This is a genomic window from Microcoleus sp. AS-A8 (genome assembly GCA_039962225.1).
Classification (GTDB): Bacteria; Cyanobacteriota; Cyanobacteriia; order Cyanobacteriales; family Coleofasciculaceae; genus Allocoleopsis.
The window spans coordinates 321,849-344,245 of the sequence record JAMPKV010000006.1 but is presented as its reverse complement, the minus strand read 5'-3'; the positions used below and the strand labels follow the sequence as shown (position 1 = coordinate 344,245).

Here is a 22,397-nt window from a genome sequence, read left to right as displayed (position 1 = left end):
TAAGTTTGAGAGGCTTTTTTTTCGCTCCCTTGAATATGCATCGGAAGCTTTCAAGAAGAAGTTCCAAGCCTAGAACGATTTTGAGACTCTCTAGACGTTACTTTTTCACCGATAATACGTTCTTTCAAGCTCCTCTTGTTCGCCGTTTTGGCTGGTGAAAATAGGGAGGAAACAAGGGATTCGGCGGTCATTACAACAACCGAAACGGCCAAAACAACAAAAGCACCAACGGTGAGACCTAACATCAACACCACAGAAGTTAGTTTTTTTAGGACTGCTGTCATATAGAGATTTTCCAGTATAAGGTAGCTTCACTCTTCCAGCATGTGAGAGAGTATGCCGTGTTGGCATCCGTGAATTTTCTGAATTTTATAGAAATGAATCTATTATAAATAAGCAAAATAGCAATTGTGCAATTACCTAAAATATGCATCTAAGTGAGTGGCTACCATAGCGCGACTAACTCTCAGGGGTTACTCAACTCCGATGAAAGTTGAAAACCCCATCTGTGTCGAAGTTTAGCTAAACATTCATCCGTCTTGCATGTTACCCATTTAGGACTTACGCAAGTGCCACAAAAAATCTGTTTTTTCGTTTGTACTCAGGGTTTGACGCCTTTGGAAGGAGGACTACAGTCCTGACTACGAATCGAAAATAATATGCCACTTGCGTAAGTCCTGCTCTTTATAGAGCAAGCATCAGTCAGGCGCATGAGCGCCCAGCAGGAATATCCTAGAGCGCTAGTGCATTCTGGTAGTGGGAAGGTTAGTTGGGAGAGACGGGTTCGTCCTTGATCAGGTTCTGCCAACTCCCGTTTTTTGGGGCTTTTACTTGTGAGAGTACCGTTTTAACTAGGGATTCGCCGGTTACCACAACGGCTGAAGCGGCCAAAACGACGAAGGCAACAGCCGTAAACACCAACATTAAGAATATAGAGGTGAGTCTCTGAGCCAGACTTCCTGCAAGCACAACGATTCTCGACTTAAGGATAAAGCTCAAACACTGTGTAACTCGGTTTGATGGCTCCAACTGATTACGTTCCATGTCAATTAGTACTTGAAGAATAAGTGTTGAGGTCGAGTAGATGTCTTACTGAAGTCAGTACTGGCTATCTAGCTATAGTACTTATCACCCTTGAATGCATCTTTTATGCAATGAGCTGATTCTAGCCCTCTTAACCTTAAGTATTTCCTTAGATAGATGAAAGTTCATCATCCTTTTGAAAAAGTACCCTCTTTTTGAGGAGACTGTAAAGCTGAGCACGCTCGTGCTTAATAGCGATGATGACTCTGCCCATCGAACCGATGAGTATGATGCACTTAAATTCGACACCAAGATTTGACGGCGTTACGCTAGCGAAGAGATCATTTTACGGAATATTTGGATTGACTGAGAGCTGATTTATAAAATAAATCTTAAATATGTAGGGTGCATTAACGCACTGTAATCCACCCGCTCAAGACGATGCATTACGGCGCAGAAAATCGCCCAATAGAGATAAAATTGCCTGATATGATGCGCCTAACGTACCCTACTGGCGCTTAATGTTTACTTTATAATTGACTTCTTACTGATCAGGTTAGAAACGGTTTGAAAACTATAGCCCTTCTTCTTCAAGTTTTCAATCAACCGTTCAGTCGCCACGACTGTTCGTGAACGATCTCCTCCGCCATCATGCATGAGTATAATCGAGCCGGGATGAACCTGTTCAAGCACACGCGTCTCTATCACCTCTGAGTTGGATGCTTCATAATCTTTGGAATCAATCGTCCACAATATATTTTTCTTGTGTAACTTGGCGAGAAGGTAGGGAAGCACGAACAGTTTACGTCCATAGGGAGCGCGGAAATGGATTTCATCTTTCACACCTAATTGACGCAGAAGTTGATCTGTTTTCTGTATCTCTGACCAAATAAACCCAGGTTTTTCAGAAATCAGCGCTTTGTGAGAATAAGAGTGATTTCCTAGCTCATGTCCCTTGGCTAGGATTAATCGAACGGTATCTGGGTGTTGTTCAACTGCTTTGCCCACGACAAAGAAAGTGACTTTGATCTGATGGCGCTCTAAAATCTCTATCAACTGATTTGTATAGGGTGGATTCGGGCCGTCATCATACGTCAACGCCACTACTTTATCTTTTGTATTCACCTGGTTAATGAGTTCACCAAAGCTTTGAAACTTCAAACTAATTGAAAGTTTGTTTAATAGTTTTAATCCCAGAAATATCAAAGCCACAGTTGATAAAAATATCAAGATTTTAATAATATTGCGATTCAGAAACATAGCTTTAATTATTATTTTTAAACATGGAATGACGAGAACATTGATACTCAACAACTCACCTAATCGGCATAAAACATTGCATAACTTGGACAGGAAGGAGGCCCATGCCACCAGAAAAAGGCTGAAACCTAAATCGCTCTCTTAAATGCACAACAGCTTATAGAGTAGCTTTGGCCAACAAAATCTTAAACGCAATGCTTAATCCATACCTGAGATAGATGATTATTTTAGCCAGTATTTGTAAAAAACTAACAGAACTGTTAAGCGTCAAAAAAATTTATCCTAATTTCAAGAAAGCGGCATGAATAGCGTCAAGCAACTCTCCCTCTTACTACGGTTCGTCAGATTTCAGCGCTTTCTTGGCTCACTCTTCTTTTCTTATCAGCGAGACGGGTGGGAACGCCAGTCTCCCAGTTCTCAAACTTCGGAACCCTTGCAAGAACCGGGAAAACTCCTTCAAGCTGAACCAACAGCAAGCGGAGGACGCTTCTACTTTGAGCAAGCCGAACTTGAAATTAACTTTTTATCTGTCGATTTAGTCCGAGTCGATTGGAAGCCTGGAATCCCTCCGATTCCTTATGGAATTGCTCGTCAAGATTGGCCGGAAGTAGAAACGAATTTACAGGAAACGGCTGAGGGTTGGGTGGTGTCTAGTACTGCCCTGAAAGTCGTTATTGCAGATAATGGCAACCTAAAATTGCACAACTCTAACGGGCAGATAATCCGGGAAGAACTACCCCCCCAACGACAAGGTGAAGCCTGGACTCATCGGGCACAACTGCGAGAGGAAGAACACATTTACGGTTTAGGAGAACGGGCAGCTTCTCTCGACCTCCGTAGACCCAAAACTGAGGCGCAGCGAATCGAAACCTATCGACTTTGGCACTATGACGCAGGCGGGATGTATAGTTCCGGGACTGACCCCCTTTACCTATGCATTCCAGTGTATTTGGGTTTACACAGAGAAGGAAGTTACCTCGTTTTTTACGAAAACACCCATTCCGGCAACGTTACCTTGAAAGATGTGGCTGAAGTCTCCTTTGAAGGCGGCGCACTGCGTTATTACCTGAGTGTGGGGCAACCGACACAACTGCTGGAACGCTACACCGAATTAACCGGACGCCCTCCCCTCCCTCCCCGTTGGGCATTGGGCTATCACCAGTCGCGCTGGGGTTATGAAACTGAAGAAGCTGTCCGAGAAACGGCTCAAGGGTTTCAGGAACACGATTTACCCTTGAGTGCGATCCACCTCGATATCGACTGCAAAGACAATTTCCGGTCATTTACCATCGATCCCGATCGCTTTCCCAAACTTAGGGAGTTTAACCAGGAACTCGCCGCCAAAGGAGTTCGCTTAATTAGCATTGTCAACCCTGGAGTCAAAGCCGATCGCAACAGCGACTTATTCGAGGAAGGACGAGCACAAGAGGTGTTTTGCACCTATCCCAACGGCAAACTCGTCCTCGCCCCTGTTTGGCCTGGGATGTGCGCCTTCCCCGATTTTACCAATCCTCTTGCCCGTCATTGGTGGAGTCGGCAGTATGAATCCCTGCTCGATTTAGGGGTCACGGGATTCTGGCACGATATGAATGAACCGGGAGTTTTTACCCTGCGAGGAGATGCCACGCTTCCCCGCCCGACTCGGCATTTGATGGAAGGTAGAGGCGGCACCCATGTCGAGGCGCATAATGTTTACGGGTTGCAGCAGGCGCGGGCTGGGTATGAAGCCCTGTGCGAGTACCACCCTGAAACACGTCCTTTTATTGTCTCGCGATCGGGTTGGGCCGGGTTGCAGCGTTATGCCTGGACTTGGACGGGGGATGTAGAAACCAGTTGGCAAGGGTTGCGGCAAACGGTGCCGACTATTCTAGGGATGAGTCTTTCCGGAATTCCTTACACGGGGCCTGATATTGGCGGCTTTAAGGGCAATCCCTCGGATGAGCTTTACCTGCGCTGGTTCCAAATGGCAAGTTTTCTTACCTTTTGTAGAACACATTCTGCAAATAATGTCAAGCCGCGCACCCCGTGGAGTTATGGTGAAACGATTCTCAATCATGTTCGGGAATGCTTGCGCCTGCGCTATCGTCTGATTCCCTATTTTTATACTTTGGCTTGGGAAGCCACTCAGACGGGGCATCCCCTGATTCGTCCCCTTTTCTGGTGCGATCCCGATGATCAGAGACTGTGGGGTGTGGAGGATGTGTTTTGCCTCGGTGATGCGCTGCTGGTGTGTCCGGTGATGGAAGAAGGAGTGCGATCGCGTCAGGTTATCCTTCCCAAAGGCGGCTGGTACAACTTCTGGGATGATGCGCTGATCACAGGGGCAAACGAGATTACTTTAGACGCTCCATTAGAGCGAATTCCTGTGTTGGTAAGGGCGGGAAGTCTGATCCCCATGGAAGAAGGGGAACAACTAATTCTTCATGTCTACCCACCTGTGCAAGGAAGCAGTGAAGGTTGCCTGTATAGTGATGCAGGGGATGGATATGGGGAGTGGCGATGCGATCGCTTCCGGATGGACAAGGGTGAGAACGGCATCGAGCTAACCTGGGAGCAACAGGGGAATTATCCTTTTCCTTACACGAGTGTCCAGGTTCATCTACACGGTATGGAGCTCCAGCAAGCTTGGATTGATGGGAAAGAAGTCTCTTGCCAGGGAAATGTTGTAGAGTGCGCTAGGCAACGTCTTATTGATAATCACGTCCCTCCTTTTAAGCAGGTTTGGCTTCAAGGAAAATTTGCCTAAACCACTGTGAAAGTTACAGTCTAGAGAATATCGTTGGCCGTAAGGTTCCACAAAGTTGCTAAATTTTTGGGAACACCATTAAAGGTGTTTTTGTTGAGCTTACAGACTCAAGAAACTTTTGTAACTTTCTTGAGAAAGATGACAAAATTACTCGAACCGCTTAAAGTCAGGTAAATCCTTTTAAATATCCATAAAATGGAGGCAATGTTGTGAGTTTAGGGAAATTGATCGGCTTACTCGCCTTTGCAGTTTCTCTTTATATTTTGTGGGAGATCCGGCAAGTCCTTTTGCTGGTTTTTGCCGCAATTGTGTTTGCCGTTGCCTTAAATCGAGTGGTGCGCTGGCTTCAGGGGCGAGGAGTCAAGCGAGGACACGCCATTGCAATTACAGTTATTAGCCTACTGTTAATCTTCGTTATCCTGTTCGCACTGATTGGGCCTTCTTTTGCGACGCAACTGGAACAATTGATTAACGCCGTACCTAAGCTGTTAGATCGGCTGCGTGACTGGTTAAATTCACTCTCTACCTTCGTTCCACAGCAACTGTTAGATGTCCGTAACCTTGGCAATCTTATTCCAAGAATTCAACCTTTGGTAACTCAGTTATTGGGTAATGCCTATAACTGGTTCTCGGACTTCCTGGCAATTCTCATTAACGTATTATTGGTCATCATTCTGACCATCATGCTATTGGCGAATCCCGTACCCTATCGACGGGGATTAATACTTCTATTTCCCGCCTTTTATCGTCGGCGTGCCGATGAAATCCTGTCAGAGTGTGAAACCACTCTAGTTGGCTGGATGACAGCCACTCTCATTAATATGGCAGCCATTGGTGTGGTGAGCTTTATTGGTTTATTGATTTTGGGGGTGCCATTAGCACTAGCCAATGCTCTCTTAGCAGGCTTATTAGAATTTATTCCTAATATTGGCCCTATTTTGAGTGTGATCCCACCGATCGTAGTTGCCTTATTGGATGAACCTTGGAAAGCCATTGCAGTACTTATCCTTTACCTCCTAATTCAGCAATTTGAAGCTTATCTTCTCGTGCCATTCGTGATGAGGCAACAGGTGTCTTTGTTGCCAGCCGCTACTTTATTATCAGTGGTAGTTTTCGGTACATTTTTTGGATTTGCAGGTGTATTTCTTTCCGTCCCGCTTGTGATTGTTTTCAAAATTTGGCTGAGCGAAGTTTTAGTTAAAGATGTACTCAACAATTGGCATAGAAATCCCCTAGACCAACTCCCGCCTCAGCTAGAGGAGCCTTTGCCAGATTTAGCAACTCGTGAAAATGAAGAGCCGACATAAAGTTATTCCTAGAGCATCCCGTAAGCGTGACCGCGCATACTGAAAAACAGGCAATATGTAGAATAATTTATGTTAAAAACTCTCCAAACTCCCCACAGCGAATATCACTGGGATGGTAGCGATAGTCGCTTCTTTGAAGGTTGGTACTACCGCGTTACCTTACCCAACTGTGGTCAAACCTTTGCCTTCATGTATTCCATTGATGACCCCGTTGGAGGTAAACCTTATAGCGGTGGTGCCGCCCAAATTCTAGGCCCCAACGATGAATATCTCTGCCGCACTTTCCCAAACGTTAAACAGTTTTGGGGTTCATCAGAATCCTTAGCGCTGGGGCATTGGGGCAAAACTGACTTACCCACTCAACCTCAATACCTCGATCCTGCAACGTTTGAGCGTCATATCCAAGAAGGTTACCAAGCAACAGCGACTCTGAATCAAGGCTATATTCGCGATCCCGCTAGTTCTACCGACTGTCGTTGGCAGTATGAGATCAAGCCAGTTTATGGTTGGGGCGATTCGGGCACACCTCAGCAATCCACCGCTGGCTGGCTTTCGTATCTACCGATATTTGAACCCGGTTGGCAGATTTTGATGGCGCATGGGCTAGCAACGGGTTGGGTTGATTGGAATGGCAAACGCTACGAATTCACTGATGCTCCCGCTTATAGTGAAAAAAACTGGGGTCATGCTTTTCCTAAAAAGTGGTTTTGGCTCAATTGCAATAGCTTTGACGGCGAATCCGATCTTGCCCTCACCGCAGGCGGGGGTAACCGGAAAGTATTGGGGTGGGAAGAGTCTGCGGCATTGGTTGGGATTCACTACGGGGGCAAGTTTTATGAATTTGTCCCTTGGAACTCAAAAGTCTGCTGGCAGATTCAGCCTTGGGGCAGTTGGCAAATGCAAGCTGAAAATGCAGACTATGAAGTGTACTTAACCGGCACGACTCAACACTCAGGAACACCCCTACGAGCACCGACGCAACAGGGTCTCATCTTCTTTTGCCGCGACACCATGCAGGGTCAGTTATCCTTGGAACTCCGAGAGCGGCGCAGCGGAAAATCTAAAACTATTCTAAAAGCTGATAGCTCTGTTTGTGGATTAGAAATAGGCGGCGGTCCCTGGCAAGAAGCTTGGGTATCTAGCGCTAAATTCCCCTGGGTTGTGTATTTATAAGCTTTTCGGGCTGAGTAATCCTTTCCCCAAAGGGTAGAAGTGGGCAAAATTTTCTCCACTTCTTCACAATATGCTCTCTGTTCGTCAACGGCTTTGGCTATAATGGGTGCGTACATTGGGGCTGTAGCTCAGATGGATAGAGCGAGCGCCTCCTGAACAATCGGGCACCGTGGAGGAAACTCCATGAGTGAATGTGGTCAAATTCGGTGAAACCTAAAGAGTGACCCTTTTGCTGGGCACCCTACGGCAATACCGAGCCAAGCCTGACTCAACGCGATTGCATCAATCGTCAACGTTGTTATCAGGAAGGTCTAGAGACTAGACGGCCACCACCTAAAGGCTTTCAGCCTATGGTGAAGGTATAGTCCAGAGAGTGGGGAAACTCACACCAATCTGAAGCGCTAGGTCGCCGGTTCGAATCCGGCCTGTCCCGTTTTCTGTTAATCTAATCAGGGTTACCTTAGAGCCATTTGTTCTTTAAGGTTTTGTTGCAACGTCAGGCAGATGCTTTCATGTTAACTAGTTCAGGATAACCAGCGAGTTTCTACAAATTTGTGCGGACTGCCAGAGTTTCCTGGAGGAAAGTGTTGAGGCGGTCAGTTCGACTGTTTCTTGTATTTATTTCGAGACGGTTGGCAGTACTCTTAGACTGTTATGTGGCTACGTTAAGGAGATTCCTAGTCAAACTCCAAACACAACACTCCCTTTCATTTCTAGCGGGTTGAAGTTCAACCTTGAGGGAGAGATTGGGAGATGGGTCGATAGGAAAGAACTCAAATGTAGTGCATTAGTGTAGAAATGGCAGCGAGATAACCTGATTCATCCCTTGATTCATGCTTCTGAGGATTGCTTCGCGTAAACGACAAGAACTAATTTCACCCACTCGGCGATCGAGAGTTAGATTATTTTCTTTGCTGATGCCAGTACTGGCGCTTTCGCTCATCTATGGCTATAAGCAAGTTGAAAGCTATTTCGTACAGCCGAAAGCCATTTTTGTCTTAGGAGGAGAAGAGGAACGAGAGTTATTTGCCGCTAAGTTTGCTCAAAAGCATCCAGGAATACCGATTTGGGTGTCTTCGGGTAGCCCTCAATGGTATGCAAAGCGGGTGTTTACGAAGGCGGGAATTGAGACGAAGCGCATCCACCTAGACTATAAGGCCGAGGATACGGTCACCAACTTCACGACTTTAGTGGATAAGCTGCAATCGGAAGGGATTGATAGTGTCTATTTGATTACCTCTGACGACCATATGCGTCGTGCTCGCGTCATTGGTGAAATTGTGTTTGGTAGCCGAGGAATTGCAGTGAAGCCTGTAGAAATTCCCACGGGGCGATCGCCTGAACCGATCGAGAAAGCGATTCGAGATGGCGCTAGAGCTATCCTTTGGGTGACGACCGGTTATACAGGAGCCACCCTGCGGTATAGTATCAAAAATGAAAAAAATTAATAACAATTAAGGGACCCAATTAATCACGCCCCTTTGTGACTGACTCTTGCACTAAAACATAGGGTTGCACGATTAGAGCTTGAAAGCGCTTCGTTTGATCCGTGTTCCAATCGGCGAGTTGGTTGGGAGATGGCTTATGAATAAGCTGCTCACTAATCCAATGCTGTACTGACAAAGCATCGTCACGAGCGATCGCGATTCCCACATCCAACAAATCTAATTGGGGATGGACAACCACCACCACATCCCGTTGGATATGAGGTTTGAGCCACTCCAACTCGGCTTCATCCAAGGTTTCTGCTAACTGCGCCCTTAACTCTTGCATTTTGACAAAATTCCGTTTTAATTAGGTTTTATTGTACTGGTTCAAGTTCAAGGCAATTCCATATCCCTAGAGGGATTGACTAAACAAGTCTCAAGTGTAAAGCCTGAAGGATAAAGTGAGAAGAGAATTGAGCGGTATATGACCATCCCTGTCGGGTAGGGAGTTTCATCCTTCATACTCCCTACTACATTTTTCAGTTCCCTTATTCCTCCGCTTTCATTTCATCAATTTCAAACAAACTCACGATGACACCAGCGATCGGAATAGAAATAAAAATACCCAGTAAACCGGCTACTCTAGCGCCAACGAGCAAGGCAAAAAATACGACAACTGGATTAATATTGAGCGAGTTTTGCATAATCCTAGGCGCAATTAAATTATCTTGAATCTGCTGAAGGATAATGCAAGCGGCTATGACTTGAAACGCTAAAAAAACATTTTGAGATAAGACAATTAAAAAAACGACAATAACTCCCAACGTGGCTCCAATCCCAGGAATAATGTCAAATCCTCCAGCCACTAATGACAGAAGTAAAGGAAAAGGTACGTTTAAAATTAAAAATACAATAAAGGTTGAAGTGATGAGGAAGAGGCTTAAGAGAATCTGTCCTTGGAAAAATCCCAAAAAGCTGCGTTGAATAATTTTATCAAACTTCTTTTGTAAAGACTTGGGCAACAGCTTTATGATGAAACTCCAAATCCTTTCGCCATCAAATAGCATAAAAAAGCTAGTAGCGGCGATAAATATAAAATTTAAAAAATTAGAGAGAAAAACTTTGATAGTTTCCATACTATAGCCGATTCCTACACCCAGACCGGCTAAAACCTGGTCTCTGAATTGCTGTTCAAAATCATTCAAGTTGACCTGAATATTTCGAGTCCGCAGAAACTCTTCTAATCTCTCCACTAACGGTACTAGAGAGTTCAAAAATGTAGTTAAGCTTTCGATGAATTGTTGCCCTTGTGAGAACAGCGCTAATCCCACCGTGAGGGTCAGACTAGCTAGTATGAGCATACCCAACAAAAAAACCAAGCCAACGGCTACGCCGTGAGGCAAGAAACGACGTAGCCACCCGACTGGATAGCTGAGCAAAAAAGCGACGATGGCAGCGATCGTGAAAATGACGATGACCGTCTCAAAGTAATCTAAAATTTGAATCAATGCCCACCCAGAGGCGAACAAAAGTAGAAATCGGAGTAATACCGAGTTGTTCAGTCGCTCCAAAAGAGTCTTTGTGGGTGTCTCACTCATAGAAATCAAGCATGCGAACAGGTTAAATGACTTCCTTTTCAGGATAGTTCGCCTCTAGGTGTGCCGACTCAACGTCCTAAGTCATGCATGGCATTAATCACGTCTGCACAATGTTGGGTCAAGGCTTCCAGTTCCTCTCGTTTTGTCGAGGTGGGGGCATCAATCACCTGACCAATTCGCACCGTTACAGGTACGGGACGCGGTAGGGGTGAACCTTTGACGAGAACATGCTGAGTACCCCACAAACTGACGGGTAGCAGTGGCACTTGGGCTTTAGCTGCAATCCAAGCAGCACCCAGTTTCGGGTCTGTAATGCGGGCGTCAGGCGTCCTTGTTCCTTGCAAATAGACACCAACAGCCCACCCCTCTGTCAGACAATTGAGTGCTGAGCGAAGCGCACTTCGGTCTGCCATTCCTCGCTTCACCGGATAAGCACCATACAACTCGATCGCCTGCTTTAAGACAGGGATGCGAAACAATTCCTCTTTAGCCATATAGGCCACTGGACGCCCCAGGCAACAAGATAAAAGCGGTGGGTCACAGTCGCTAGCATGGTTACTCACGACCACTAAAGGCCCTTCTTGGGGTACATTTTCGGCTCCGTAAATGCGACCGCGCAAATAAGTATGAAGCACCGGGCTAACGACCGACCACTTAAACGCGTGGTAGAGAACTAGGCTGGCAACGGGTTCGCGGTTTCTGCCCATGGGGGTTGAATGTTGGAAGGTTGAGGGTTGAGAGGTTTTAACAGATTAACCTGTGGAGCGATCGCTAATCCTTAAGTGGGCAACTCGGCAAGGTTACTCATATTTTCCAACACTAAGTCAGGACACATCCGCTTAATCAGACCCGTGAGGACTTTACCGGGGCCAATTTCCACCACTCGCTCGATGCCTGCCACGGGTAATTGTAAGCTAATCTCTCGCCAGCGCACGGAACCGGTCATCTGACGCTGGAGACGATGCTTGAGCTGTTCTGCCTCAACGGTTGGCACGGGTTCCACATTCGACAGGACTGGCACCTGGGCGTTGGCAAAAGGGACGGACTGCAAAACGTCCTGAAACTCGGCAGCTGCTTCTGCCATTAAGGGAGAGTGAAAAGCACCAGATACATTTAAAGGGACGGCACGTTTCACTTTAATTTTGGCGAGGACATCCTTAACGGCGTCTGGCGTCCCAGATATGACGACTTGAGCGGGACTGTTGTCATTGGCGAGGACAACGTTCGGTGTTTGTTGAATTTGTTGTTCAAGCTGTTCGCGGTCAAACCCAATCAAAGCCGCCATCATGCCGTCAGAAGCGCTATCCATTAATTCCGCACGGCGCTTGACTAGGCGTAAACCCGCTTCAAAGTCAAATACTCTGGCGACGTAAAGCGCGACATATTCGCCCAAACTGTGACCTGCTACCAGATTAGGTGTGTTGCCACGCTCGATCAGGACATCAGCCAGAATGCTTTCCACAACATACAGGCAAGGTTGGGTGTAAAGTGTGCGAGAGAGCTTGTCTTCCTGGCTTTGACAAATTTCTAGAATATCCCATCCGAGAATCTTTCGAGCTCGCTCAAACTGACGCTGAGCAAAGGGTAAGTCTACTAAATCGACTCCCATGCCAATGGCCTGAGAACCCTGTCCTGGAAACACCCATGCAGTTTTTGTCATTCGTCATGCGTTGTTAATGGTCAGGGATTTATTATCTGTGATCAGCGCACCCTGTTGAGTGTTCCCAGGCAGAAAGCTTTTTGGGCTTAAAACAATAGGCCATATCGATTGGTTTCAAGGGCAGGCACCCGCCCTTAACCGTTATTCATGACCCGTTTCGTTAATTTCCACAATCACCACGGTGATGTTGTCTCTACCTCCCTTCTCTTTAGCCGCCTCAATCAGTTGGGTCGAGGATTGGTCGTTGCTTAAACCGGGCTGAAGATGGGAAGTAATTAAATCATCGGAGAGTTCTTCCGTGAGACCGTCGCTACATAAGAGCAAACGATCCCCAGGCTGAACCTCTAGGGGATAAACCTCAATCGGCTGCAAGTCTTTGCGGCCCAAACATTGAGACAAGACATGTCGCCAGGGATGTATCCGAGCCTGATCTGGCGTAATATCACCCGCTTTCATCGCTCGTGCCACCCAAGTGTGGTCTTCCGTAATCTGTTCTAGTTTGGAGTTTCGTAAGCGATAGAGGCGAGAGTCTCCGACATGAGCGAACCAAGGCTGCTCTTGACGAAACATCACGACAACGGCAGTGGTGCCCATATCTGAACGCTCTGGATGATTGTGCTGATCTTGCAAAATCGCCTCATTGGCCTCTAAGAGAGCCTGCGCCAGTATCTCATCAGATGGGATGTCAGATTGCCAATGTTTATCTAAATAAGCGTGTATTGCCTCTGTAGCAAGTTGACTAGCCTCCTGCCCACCGGCATGACCTCCCATGCCGTCGGCCACTACGAAAAAGCGTCCGTCAGGGTCGATATAGTAGTCATCCTGGTTGACAGTACGAAGTAAGCCCGGATCGGTGAGACCCGTGAAGCTACGTTTCATAAATTGTTTACTGGCGTCTTTTAACTTTACGAGAGTTAGAACATGCGGTCAAACCGATCAAGCCTTCTGAGCAAGCGAATCAGGGCAAACGCCGCAACAGCCGCCACCAAAGCAACGACTAACGCCAGCTCATAGTTCCCACTCACGTATAGGAGGGTAGCTGATAGTGTGAACGCACTGATGAGTAAAGTATAGTTCGTTCCCAACTGAATGCTACTAATGCGTCGCAGAATCCGGTCTGATTCGATAGACCGCACTCGCACACGCAGGTCGCCGCGTTCTAGTTTATCAATCGTATCTTCAATTCGCCGAGGCAAACCCAAGGCCGTGCTACTCACTTGCGCGGCTTGGCGTCCCAGCTCATTGAGGAAGCTATTACCGTTGGGAGTGTTGCCGTTTGTCATAATCTGCAATGCAAAAGGTTTTGCAACCTCCATAAAGTTGAACTCTGGATCTAAGCCCTTCCCTACACCTTCCAAGGTCGAGAACGCTCGCATTACGAAGGTGAATGTAGCGGGAAAGCGAAATGGCTGGTCATAAGCAATTTCGTAGAGATCATCGCTGATTTGAGCCACCGATTGATTCTCAAAGGGCTTGTCCATGAAATGATCCAGCATATACTGAATCGATCGCCGTACTGGGCCCATATCATCGACGGCGGAAAGAGCACCCAATTCCACCAGGGATGTGACAACTCGGTCAGCATTTTTTTCGGCAATGCCAAAGAGCGTCTCCATCAATTGCTCACGCACATTCGATTTAATCCGCCCCATCATGCCAAAATCATAAAAGATCAAGGCCCCTTCAGGATCGACCGCAATATTCCCCGGATGGGGGTCAGCATGGAAGAATCCGTCATTGAGTAGCTGCTGTAGGTAAGCTTTCGCTCCCAGATGAGCAATCAATTTCCGGTCTAGGCCGGCGGCTTCTATAGCCTCGTAGTGACTAATCTTAATCCCCGGCACATATTCAAGTGTCAGCACCCTAGGAGAGGTATACCGCCAGTATACTCGTGGCACCCGCACCCAGTCATACGTCCGAAAATTGCGGCGAAACGTATCGGCATTACGGCCCTCGCTGAGGTAATCTATTTCCTCCCACAAGATGCGGCAACACTCTTCATAGATTCCCAACCAGTCTCGCCCTCGTCCCCAGTCGGGATGGTTTTGAAAGTAACGAGCAATACCTTTGAGGATTTGGAGATCGATGGTAAAAAGCTTCTTCAACCCCGGCCTTTGTACCTTAACGACAACCTCTTCTCCACTCTGTAATTGGGCTTTATGAACTTGTCCCAGGCTAGCGGCGGCAAGCGGAATCGGTTCAAAATTACAAAAAAGTTCTGTTACCGACTTGCCAAAATCCTGCTTAATAATAACTTCAGCCTGCTCGTAACGAAAGGCAGGCACCCGGTCTTGCAGCTTACTCAGTTCTTCGACGTACTCACTCGGAAATAGGTCGGCACGCGTTGAAAAAAGTTGACCCACTTTGATAAAAGTTGGGCCTAAATCTAAGAAAGTTTCTCGAATCCAAATTGCTTTGGTTCTGCGACGACGCGCTCGTTTTTCATCCGTGATTCCGCCAGGATAGCTCCAAGGTTTGTTATCAAGCCATAACCCAAACAGTAGGGTTAAAAAGAAACCCCAAATGTCAACGAATCGCCGATTTCGGGAATAACTTTCTCGATTCCAGCGATAGGCTTTGTCTTTGTAAACTTTATCGGCGGAGCGCTGGGGAGAGACCGGACGTTCCTGACTGGATTTAAGGTTGATAGGGTCTTTAGAGAGAGCAGACACTCGGATTCCTAAAATAGTGTTTCAAAAAATCAGTCGTCTAAAAAAGCTTTTAATTCCTGCGATTAAGCAGGATTATTGATTTTTTGGCTCAATCTTTGTCTCTCCCACAACTAGAATACAAATTTAATCCGCTTAGGAGTTTCCGCTCTTAGACGGATTGATTGCGGTAGACTTTCAACTCCGCACGCAATCGGGCAATCTCGGAGCGCAGCTCATCGATGGTGGCCTGAAGATCACCCGAGTGAGAACCAAAGGGCACAATCGTGGTCGTCGTTCGCCCAAGACTTGCCGCCTCAGCCTCGCGTTGGGCTTTTTCCAGGACTTGATCGGTAAATTGTCGTAGCCGTTCGCGTTGCTCGGCATCAAATTTGCCGAGTTCACTGAGGGCATTGGTTAGGGCATCTTCTACTTGCTCATTCAGGGCTTGCGCCAGAGCTCTACCCACAAAAAAGGCATGAATTACAGAATTGCTCATGAAAAAATTTCTTTAGCATCCGCAACAAAATTATAACTTGTTTGTCAGGAGAGGGTATGGAAACTGATGTGAAGGTTGAACGTTCGATAGTTGGGCGGTTTGAAGGTTCTGAATATAACCTTTAACTGGTTAAGTGACCCACGTTCCACTTAGAGCCGGGGTTTTGCTACAGGCCAATCGCTTCTAGGGGGAAAAGATTGTTCGGTGTGCAAGAAGGTCGAACCCGGAGCTTGAGGCCCGTTGACTCGAAGTGCAAAGCCAAATCCTAACCCGGCTGCGGCGGCGATCGCACCGGTCATAAGGAGTGCTCGTAGGAGCGATGTCCTCTTGCGTGAGTTTTCGCGTAAAGTACAGGATAATTCCGCTGCACGCTCATTCAGAAGGTTAAATTTTATTGCCGTCGTGTTCCTAAAATTAACCAAAGTTTGGAGTTTTGTTACGAAAATCTGACCCATGGCAGATTGAGGCGTTGGCGACGCCGATGTTTTGCCGTTGGCGGCAGGCGATTTGGCAGCGTTGTTACTAGAGCTATCACAGGGCAATCCTTCGGGATTGGCTTTAGATTGAGCGATTAAACAATCTTGCAGAGTGGCTTGAGGCGTTGGTTTCTGCTCCAACTTAGGCAATAGAGAAAGCCAAGCTTCCAGCGTTTGGGGGCGTTTTTGAGCGGTTATTTCCAGTCCGCGCCAAATCGCCCGTTTAACGCCTTGACTAATCTTCGGCGTGACGTGATGAGAGTTTTGTAAGAAAAGGCGATCGCCTCCATCGGCTTGAAGCTTTTGGCGAACGGGTGCGGGTAACGGTGGGTTCCGATACAGCAAGGTGTATAAACTTGCCGCCAAGCTGTAAATATCTGTCGCTGGTGTACGCGGCTGCTCGTGGGAATACTGCTCCAGTGGAGCATATCCAGCCGAGAGCAAATCAGCTTGGGCTTGCATCGTTCCAGGTAAAAACTCAGTGAACATCCCCAACTCAGTGAGTACAACCCGATCCGTGTTTTGTCGCCGAATCATGTTTTGAGGTTTGATATCGCGGTGTAGCAACCCTGCCTTGTGGAGAGAACTTAGGGCGTTGCTCACTTGACGAATATAGTCAATCGCTTTGGCTTCTGAAAGTACCGACCTTTGAATGAGTTCCGCAAGAGTCTGCCCTGGGACATATTCCATCACAACGTAAGGACATCCAGCGTCTTCAAAGACATCGAGTACCTGAACGAGATTCGGATGCTTAAAGCGTTTCAATCGCTCGGCTAGCTCTAGAAATTGCGGCTTGAATCGCTCAAACTCTGAGTGTTGACGCAGATTTTCGGTTAAGGTTCTGATGACGACGGCTTGACCAGACTCTGTATCGATGGCTCGGTAGGTGAGTGTCAGGGCATCTTGGCCTAGATGGGCATTGAGGAGATATTTTCCTTGATGTAAGGCTGCTCCAGCCGTCAAATTCATAAAATTTCACTCGCCGTTTTCCCTACATATGCTACCTCTTAGGAGTCGGTCAGCAAACCCTCAAAGTGGTTGACGAGCTTTTCAGTCTTTCTTTGGAACGTTGTTTAAGCATTGATGCCATCACAAAAGACTTATTTTCCACCGATCGCCCTCTCCCTGCTGATGATTTTGGGATCGCCAGGAATTGCCAGTTCCGTTGCTACTAACCGTCAGGCTACACCAGCCCAAACCGTTACAGCCAGTCATCCCTCCAGTCAGGCTGAAGTGTTAGCCGTTTTGGCTTTCAACCTAGCTACGAGTGGAAACATTGAGCAATCCCAGCCACTCTTCGAGCGTGCCATTCAGGTGACACAGGTGATTTCGGATCGGGCTGCTAAAATCAGGGCCTTGTCTGCGATCGCCTTTAATCTGGCACAAGTAGGGCAGACAGCGCGCTCAGAACAATTGTTTAACACAGCCGTACAGCTCACCAAACAAACCACTCCTGAGTTTAACCTGTACGATCAAGGCCCAGCATTGCGGGATATTATCATTCAAATGGCTCAAGCCGGACAGACCGAACGAGCATTGCAATTAACGAAGACACTTTCTTCCCATCTCCTGAAAGCTCAAGCTCTCAATGAAATCGCCGCGAGTCTTGCGGATCGAGGACAATGGCAGCAAGCCCAGCCGATCCTATTAGAGGCGCTGCAATTTGCCAGAGGCATTACCGGAGACTATGCCTATGAATCGAATGGCTTTTGCGGCAACGAGAAATTTGCGGTACTCTCTAAAATCGCTGGCAATTTAAGTTTGCTGTCTCAGTTAGACAGTGCCCTGCAAGTGGCGGGAAGCGTCTCTGGCTGTAGTTCCGCCGCTGGGCAATCGACTCAGGACTATCAAGCCTGGGCATTTCTCGGCATTCTTAGCCATCTGACAAAAATAGACTCAGTCAAGCAAACGTGGACAAGTGCCCAAGCCATCCAAAGTCCTTTGGAGCAATCGATCGCTTGGTCTGCGATCGCCATCAAACTGATAGAGATGGGAGAAGTACCCCTCGCTTTATCGATCGCTCAAAAAATTGCTGCAATTCCTCCTGTAAAGGACTATAGCCCAGAGTGGACGATGATCAATTTTGGTACAAAGGAAAATGCGTTGAGGGATATCGCCCTTAAACTGGCACAAAAGCAACAGTTTGACGCAGCAATGCAAGTGGTACAGGGCATGACAGCATCACCCCAGTCAGTATCTGGCTCAATGCAGGAGTCCGATATCTTTCCCCAACCCAGTATCAAAGACACAGCCTTGGGTGAGATTGCCCACCAACTGGCACTGGCTGGGCAAGTTTCTCAAGCACTCCAGGTAGCAAACTCCATTCCCAATACTGAAGCCAAAGCCCTAGCTATAATTGCGATCGCCAGAGTTTTGCAAACAACAAAACAAGAGTCACAAGCCTCAAAATTACTTCAAGATTTACCCTTACCACCAACATCCACAAAACCCAATGACTCTTGGGCGTCTCAGCCGATCAGCCACATTGCAACTGCACTTGTTACGGTTGGACAAACTGAGCGTTCTCTCCAGATGGCTGAATCGATCCCAAGTGACTTGGGAAGAGAAACAACCCTAACAGATATTGCTGTCAAACTGGCAGATTTAGGACAGCTTGAGCCAGCTTTAAAACTGACTAAAAGCCTCAAAGGAGAAGGTTCTAGAGCGACAGTCTTGAACCAAGTCGCGTCCAAGCTCGTGGAATTGGGTCAACTGGATCGGGCACTTCAAATAGCATCTTCCCTCCCAGACAGTCCATCATCCCTGGAAGGAAGTGAAAGAGCCAAAATTTTAACTGAAATTGCTGATAAATTTGCCCAATTAGGGCAGGGAGCGCAAGCCTTGAAAGCGGCTGAAAGCATTGAAGAGGATGAACTTAAAGCCAAGACAATAGCGGCGATAGCAGCCAAGCTGGCTATGTAAATAGGAGTCTTGCCACTCTTCCCAGTCTGAAGGGGTGATATCGAATCCCTTTGCATTGGAATCATATTCTTTTAACGCTTCAGAGCGCTTCAGGGGAGGCTGAGGAACGCCGAGGTTTTTGAATAATTCCGATGCAAATGGAAATGATATGACGAGTTGTTGAATTAATGGTCTGGCAACTCGATGAAAGGGAAGAAATGAAACTCTCTCAATTTGAGCGCTAGCTCCAGTGTGGGGAGTGTAAAGATGTTCACCCTGGTGATAATTGAGCTCATTTTGAGCGGGTGAGCAAGCGAATCTTCAAACGGTACGCAAAACCGTAAACACAAAACTAGTCTACCTGCTGGCGAAACAAAGTATCAAGAAAAACCGTAGAACCAGCGAGGTAAGCCGCTAAAACTAAAAACCCTAACATAATTTCTGCCTCGAATGTAAAAGGATAAACTATTGACCCTACTCTTAATCTTCAGCTATTCCCCAAAGAGATTACGTGTCATCAATCAATGCTGTTGGTGATTTTTCTGTAGAAGATGAGTGATTTTTGTCTCAAATTATTGTGAGTTAGGTCACTTTATAAATAGTGTTTATATCTCAAGTGAACAGCCTTATACCAAATCCGACTTGTAGACCCCTTTGTTAAGGGTCTAAACAATGTCTCCCCATCCTGGTATGAGATCCGGCCCCCCTCTCCCCCTCCTTTAGGGAATAAGGAGGTGCTCGAAACGGATTGAGTCTTACGGGAGCGGCGGATAATGTTCTGCCAGAAAGGCTTTAGCCTCTGCCTCATCCTGAATCACTCCATCCAGGGTTGCGGCTAAGAGTTTGTCCAACATTTCTCGGTATTGTGGCCCTGGTTTATAACCCAGCTTTTTCAGGTCGTTACCATTGAGCGGTGCCTGTATATCGGCCCAAGTTGTGAGATATTTCCAGAACGTCCGCCTGATGCTTCTGGGAGCCTGAATCGCCATCAAAACTAAAGTGGGTAACTTATACTGACGCAGTAACCAGACGACTTCACTGGGACGCTGGGTATTCGGCAAGGACTGTTCTAGCTGTGCTTGTGCTTGGGCGAGTTGCTGGAGGCGCTCAATACTATCGAGTGGCAACTGAAGATTTTCTGCCACAGTCGCTCGTTCTTCGGGATCTAGGGATGCCAGCAACACTTCTAGACGCATCTGCCAGTGTTCTAGGCGTCGAGTAGGGTCAAACCGCCGCAGCCTGCGGTCAACCAAACGTACTTGCCACCACAGCGTTTCATTGAGCTTTAGGGTGGGATGGATGCAGCGCAGTGCACCTAATGAGGCTAAAAGCTGTAAAGCTCTCTGCCAATAAGGTGCCTGTAAAATATGCTTCAGTTCAGCTTTGAGGCGGGTTTGGAGGGCAGGGGCTTTGTCATTCTGGGAGAGCGATCGCTCATAGACTCCACTTTCCATTGCATAACGAATATACGCTTCGGTTTGGGGTTCAATCTCAAATCCCAAGCGCACGGCAAACCGTACAGCGCGATAAATCCGGGTGGGGTCTTCAATAAAGCTGTTGGCGTGTAAGACTCGAATTTGACGCGATCGCAAATCGAGCAATCCCCCAAAGAAATCCAATAAGGGCAACTCCCCACTCCGAGAAGTCGTCAGGCGAACCGCCAAAGCATTGATTGTAAAATCTCGCCGATACAAGTCTTGACGAATCGAACTGGCTTCAACTTCGGGATTCGCCGCCGGATAAGGATAAAATTCCGTGCGAGCGGTGGCAATATCTACCCATAAGGAGTCCAGAACTGGGTCATTGTGCCATAACAAAGCTGCCGTCTGAAAGGCTCCATGAACGTCTAAACGAACGTTTGGGTAGAGTTTCTGAATCGCTTGAGCTAGGGTTACCCCTGCACCCGTATCCGCTGAGCGATGAAACCCATCCACTACTACATCAATATCTTTAAGCAGTAGCATCTGTGACGCATCAGCCAGTAATAAATCGCGGATTGCTCCCCCCACCAAATAAAGATGCCAACCCCTAGATTGAGCCTCCTGAGCAGCTTGGGTGAGGAGTTCCCACTGCGCCGGAGCGAGGCGATCGCGAAGATTAGGGATGATAGCTTGAGGATGGGTCATCGGTAGCGGACACACATTTTCCCCTGCTTCCCAGTCTCCACTGCCATTTTGATGCAGTTGCCGCAGGACATCGGTACGGGTGACGATTCCGACTAACTGTCCCTTCTCCAAAACGGGAAGACGCCCAATATCGTAAGTCACCATCAGCGACTCAATTTCTGGCAAAGAGGTTTCGGGCGCGATCGTCTTGACATTTCGGGTCATGTAACCTTTAACAGGTGCATGACCAAACCCGTGATGTAATGCTAAATCCAAGTCTCGCCGTGAAACAACCCCAACCAGTTGGTCATTCTCATCTACCACCGAAAGCCCCGAATGACCATAACGCAGCAAAATCCGTTGGGCTTCGCTAATCGTTGTTTCGGGACGAATGGTGCGTACTGGCGACGACATTAACTCCCTGGCGCTTAGCGGCTCTTGGATTTGGTCTTTAAGTTGGTGAACAAGCTGCTCTACAGTTGCCAGGACATCCACATCTCGCAGCCTCATCGATGCCGCCTGGGAATGTCCACCCCCACCCAAAGGTTGGAATAACTCATTCAAATTCGTTCCTTCAATTCGCGATCGCCCAATCACTGTCAAGTATGAGGGGCAAAGGGGATGAGCAACGATAGGGACCTGTTGCCTCGTGGCTTCCTCAGATCCCTCAGATCCCTCAGCTTCCCCAACTTGCCCAGCTTCCCCTCTTCGCGGATACTCCGCGGCTAGGAGCAAGGCGTCGCTTTCCGTGAGTTCAACCAGTCGGGACGCCAAGCCGGATAATCCAGGTACAAAGCCTGTTGTTTTCAGGAGTACCCAAGAAATTTTGTAGCCCAAGTGGTCTTGTGAGTGTAAATTATCCAGGGCTTGTGTTAATAGGGTTTGGAGTTGAGGAGACAGTCCCGGATCGACATATTCGGCAATTTGCCGCACATTTGCCCCTTGTAGCATCAACCAGGCTAAAGCGGCAGCATCTCGTGCTGTCGTCTGGTCATAGGTCAAAGAACCTGTATCCACATGGATACCTAGTGCCATGACCGTTGCTTCCGCCGTGGTTAACGCCATAGAAGTTTGCTGCAACTGCTCGACAATCAGAGTCGTCGTTGCTCCCACTGGCTCAAGCTGAATTTGTGTGGCGGGGATATCGCTATCAATATCCAGGTGATGGTCGTAGATTTCAATCGCGGTTAAATGGGGTAAGTCGAACCACTCAGCGGCTTTTCCCAAGCGATCGCGCTTTTGGGTATCGACTACAACTAGGGATTGAATTTGTTTGGGGTTGACAGACCGACGCTCAATCAGGGCATACTCATCCCGATGCAGGGCTAAAAAATCCCGAACCGCTGGGTGGGCACCGCCAGTCAGAACTAGCTTGGCTCCCGGCTTCAGGCGCGTCAACCCCACGGCGGCTCCTAGAGCATCGAAATCAGCGGTGGTGTGGCACAAAATCAGATCCATGGTTCGCGGGGTGAGGGGTTTAACCGCTCGGAAATTTCAGCCAAAGTCGGTCAACTTTTGGTAGCTTAATTGATACAAAGGATTTAATCAGACTGAGGAAGAAGGCTTTCCAGAGT

17 protein-coding genes are annotated in these 22,397 nt (G+C 47.5%); 5 read left to right on the top strand and 12 right to left on the bottom strand.

Features of this window, described 5'->3' with window-relative positions; all coding sequences use genetic code 11:
• Nucleotides 1-50: 50 nt before the first annotated feature.
• The 3 genes from NDI48_12280 to NDI48_12270 form a co-directional block, all read right to left on the bottom strand.
• A complete protein-coding gene (locus NDI48_12280) occupies nt 51-284 on the bottom strand; it encodes a hypothetical protein (protein MEP0831983.1) in 234 nt (77 codons plus the stop codon).
• 481 nt (nt 285-765) lie between these two features.
• Nucleotides 766-1,044: a hypothetical protein gene (locus NDI48_12275; protein ID MEP0831982.1), complete on the bottom strand. Its 279-nt coding sequence runs from the start codon at nt 1,042-1,044 to the stop codon at nt 766-768.
• 504 nt (nt 1,045-1,548) lie between these two features.
• Nucleotides 1,549-2,283: a polysaccharide deacetylase family protein gene (locus tag NDI48_12270; protein MEP0831981.1), complete on the bottom strand. Its 735-nt coding sequence runs from the start codon at nt 2,281-2,283 to the stop codon at nt 1,549-1,551.
• Nucleotides 2,284-2,584: 301 nt separating this feature from the next.
• On the opposite strand from NDI48_12270, the gene NDI48_12265 reads away from it, so the two are divergent.
• From NDI48_12265 to NDI48_12250, 4 genes are all read left to right on the top strand, one after another.
• Entirely contained in the window at nt 2,585-5,029 is a 2,445-nt protein-coding gene (locus NDI48_12265; protein MEP0831980.1) for a glycoside hydrolase family 31 protein, read from the top strand.
• 209 nt (nt 5,030-5,238) lie between these two features.
• Complete coding sequence (locus NDI48_12260; GenBank protein ID MEP0831979.1) at nt 5,239-6,336, top strand: AI-2E family transporter; 1,098 nt, start codon at nt 5,239-5,241, stop codon at nt 6,334-6,336.
• 69 nt (nt 6,337-6,405) lie between these two features.
• Entirely contained in the window at nt 6,406-7,509 is a 1,104-nt protein-coding gene (locus NDI48_12255; protein ID MEP0831978.1) for a tocopherol cyclase family protein, read from the top strand.
• Between the two features lie 833 nt (nt 7,510-8,342).
• Entirely contained in the window at nt 8,343-8,957 is a 615-nt protein-coding gene (locus NDI48_12250; protein ID MEP0831977.1) for a YdcF family protein, read from the top strand.
• Between the two features lie 19 nt (nt 8,958-8,976).
• Here the strand turns inward: NDI48_12250 and NDI48_12245 are convergent, their stop codons facing one another.
• From NDI48_12245 to NDI48_12210, 8 genes are all read right to left on the bottom strand, one after another.
• A complete protein-coding gene (locus NDI48_12245; GenBank protein ID MEP0831976.1) occupies nt 8,977-9,282 on the bottom strand; it encodes a DUF2288 domain-containing protein in 306 nt (101 codons plus the stop codon).
• A gap of 202 nt (nt 9,283-9,484) precedes the next feature.
• Nucleotides 9,485-10,534, bottom strand: coding sequence for an AI-2E family transporter (locus tag NDI48_12240; GenBank protein ID MEP0831975.1), 1,050 nt, complete (start codon nt 10,532-10,534; stop codon nt 9,485-9,487).
• Between the two features lie 68 nt (nt 10,535-10,602).
• Nucleotides 10,603-11,241, bottom strand: a complete 639-nt coding sequence (locus NDI48_12235; protein MEP0831974.1) for a 1-acyl-sn-glycerol-3-phosphate acyltransferase — start codon at nt 11,239-11,241, stop codon at nt 10,603-10,605.
• A gap of 71 nt (nt 11,242-11,312) precedes the next feature.
• A complete protein-coding gene (gene fabD, locus NDI48_12230) occupies nt 11,313-12,194 on the bottom strand; it encodes an ACP S-malonyltransferase (GenBank protein MEP0831973.1) in 882 nt (293 codons plus the stop codon).
• Nucleotides 12,195-12,335: 141 nt separating this feature from the next.
• Entirely contained in the window at nt 12,336-13,073 is a 738-nt protein-coding gene (locus tag NDI48_12225; GenBank protein ID MEP0831972.1) for a serine/threonine-protein phosphatase, read from the bottom strand.
• Nucleotides 13,074-13,108: 35 nt separating this feature from the next.
• Nucleotides 13,109-14,866, bottom strand: a complete 1,758-nt coding sequence (locus NDI48_12220; protein ID MEP0831971.1) for an AarF/ABC1/UbiB kinase family protein — start codon at nt 14,864-14,866, stop codon at nt 13,109-13,111.
• Between the two features lie 148 nt (nt 14,867-15,014).
• Nucleotides 15,015-15,341, bottom strand: coding sequence for a hypothetical protein (locus NDI48_12215; protein MEP0831970.1), 327 nt, complete (start codon nt 15,339-15,341; stop codon nt 15,015-15,017).
• Between the two features lie 149 nt (nt 15,342-15,490).
• Nucleotides 15,491-16,786 (bottom strand): serine/threonine protein kinase, encoded by a 1,296-nt coding sequence (locus NDI48_12210; GenBank protein MEP0831969.1) that lies wholly within the window; start codon nt 16,784-16,786, stop codon nt 15,491-15,493.
• 114 nt (nt 16,787-16,900) lie between these two features.
• Here NDI48_12210 and NDI48_12205 point away from each other — a divergent pair, with 114 nt between their 5' ends.
• Complete coding sequence (locus tag NDI48_12205; GenBank protein MEP0831968.1) at nt 16,901-18,739, top strand: tetratricopeptide repeat protein; 1,839 nt, start codon at nt 16,901-16,903, stop codon at nt 18,737-18,739.
• Between the two features lie 734 nt (nt 18,740-19,473).
• Here NDI48_12205 and NDI48_12200 read toward each other — a convergent pair.
• Nucleotides 19,474-22,281: a CBS domain-containing protein gene (locus NDI48_12200; protein MEP0831967.1), complete on the bottom strand. Its 2,808-nt coding sequence runs from the start codon at nt 22,279-22,281 to the stop codon at nt 19,474-19,476.
• Nucleotides 22,282-22,397 lie beyond the last annotated feature (116 nt).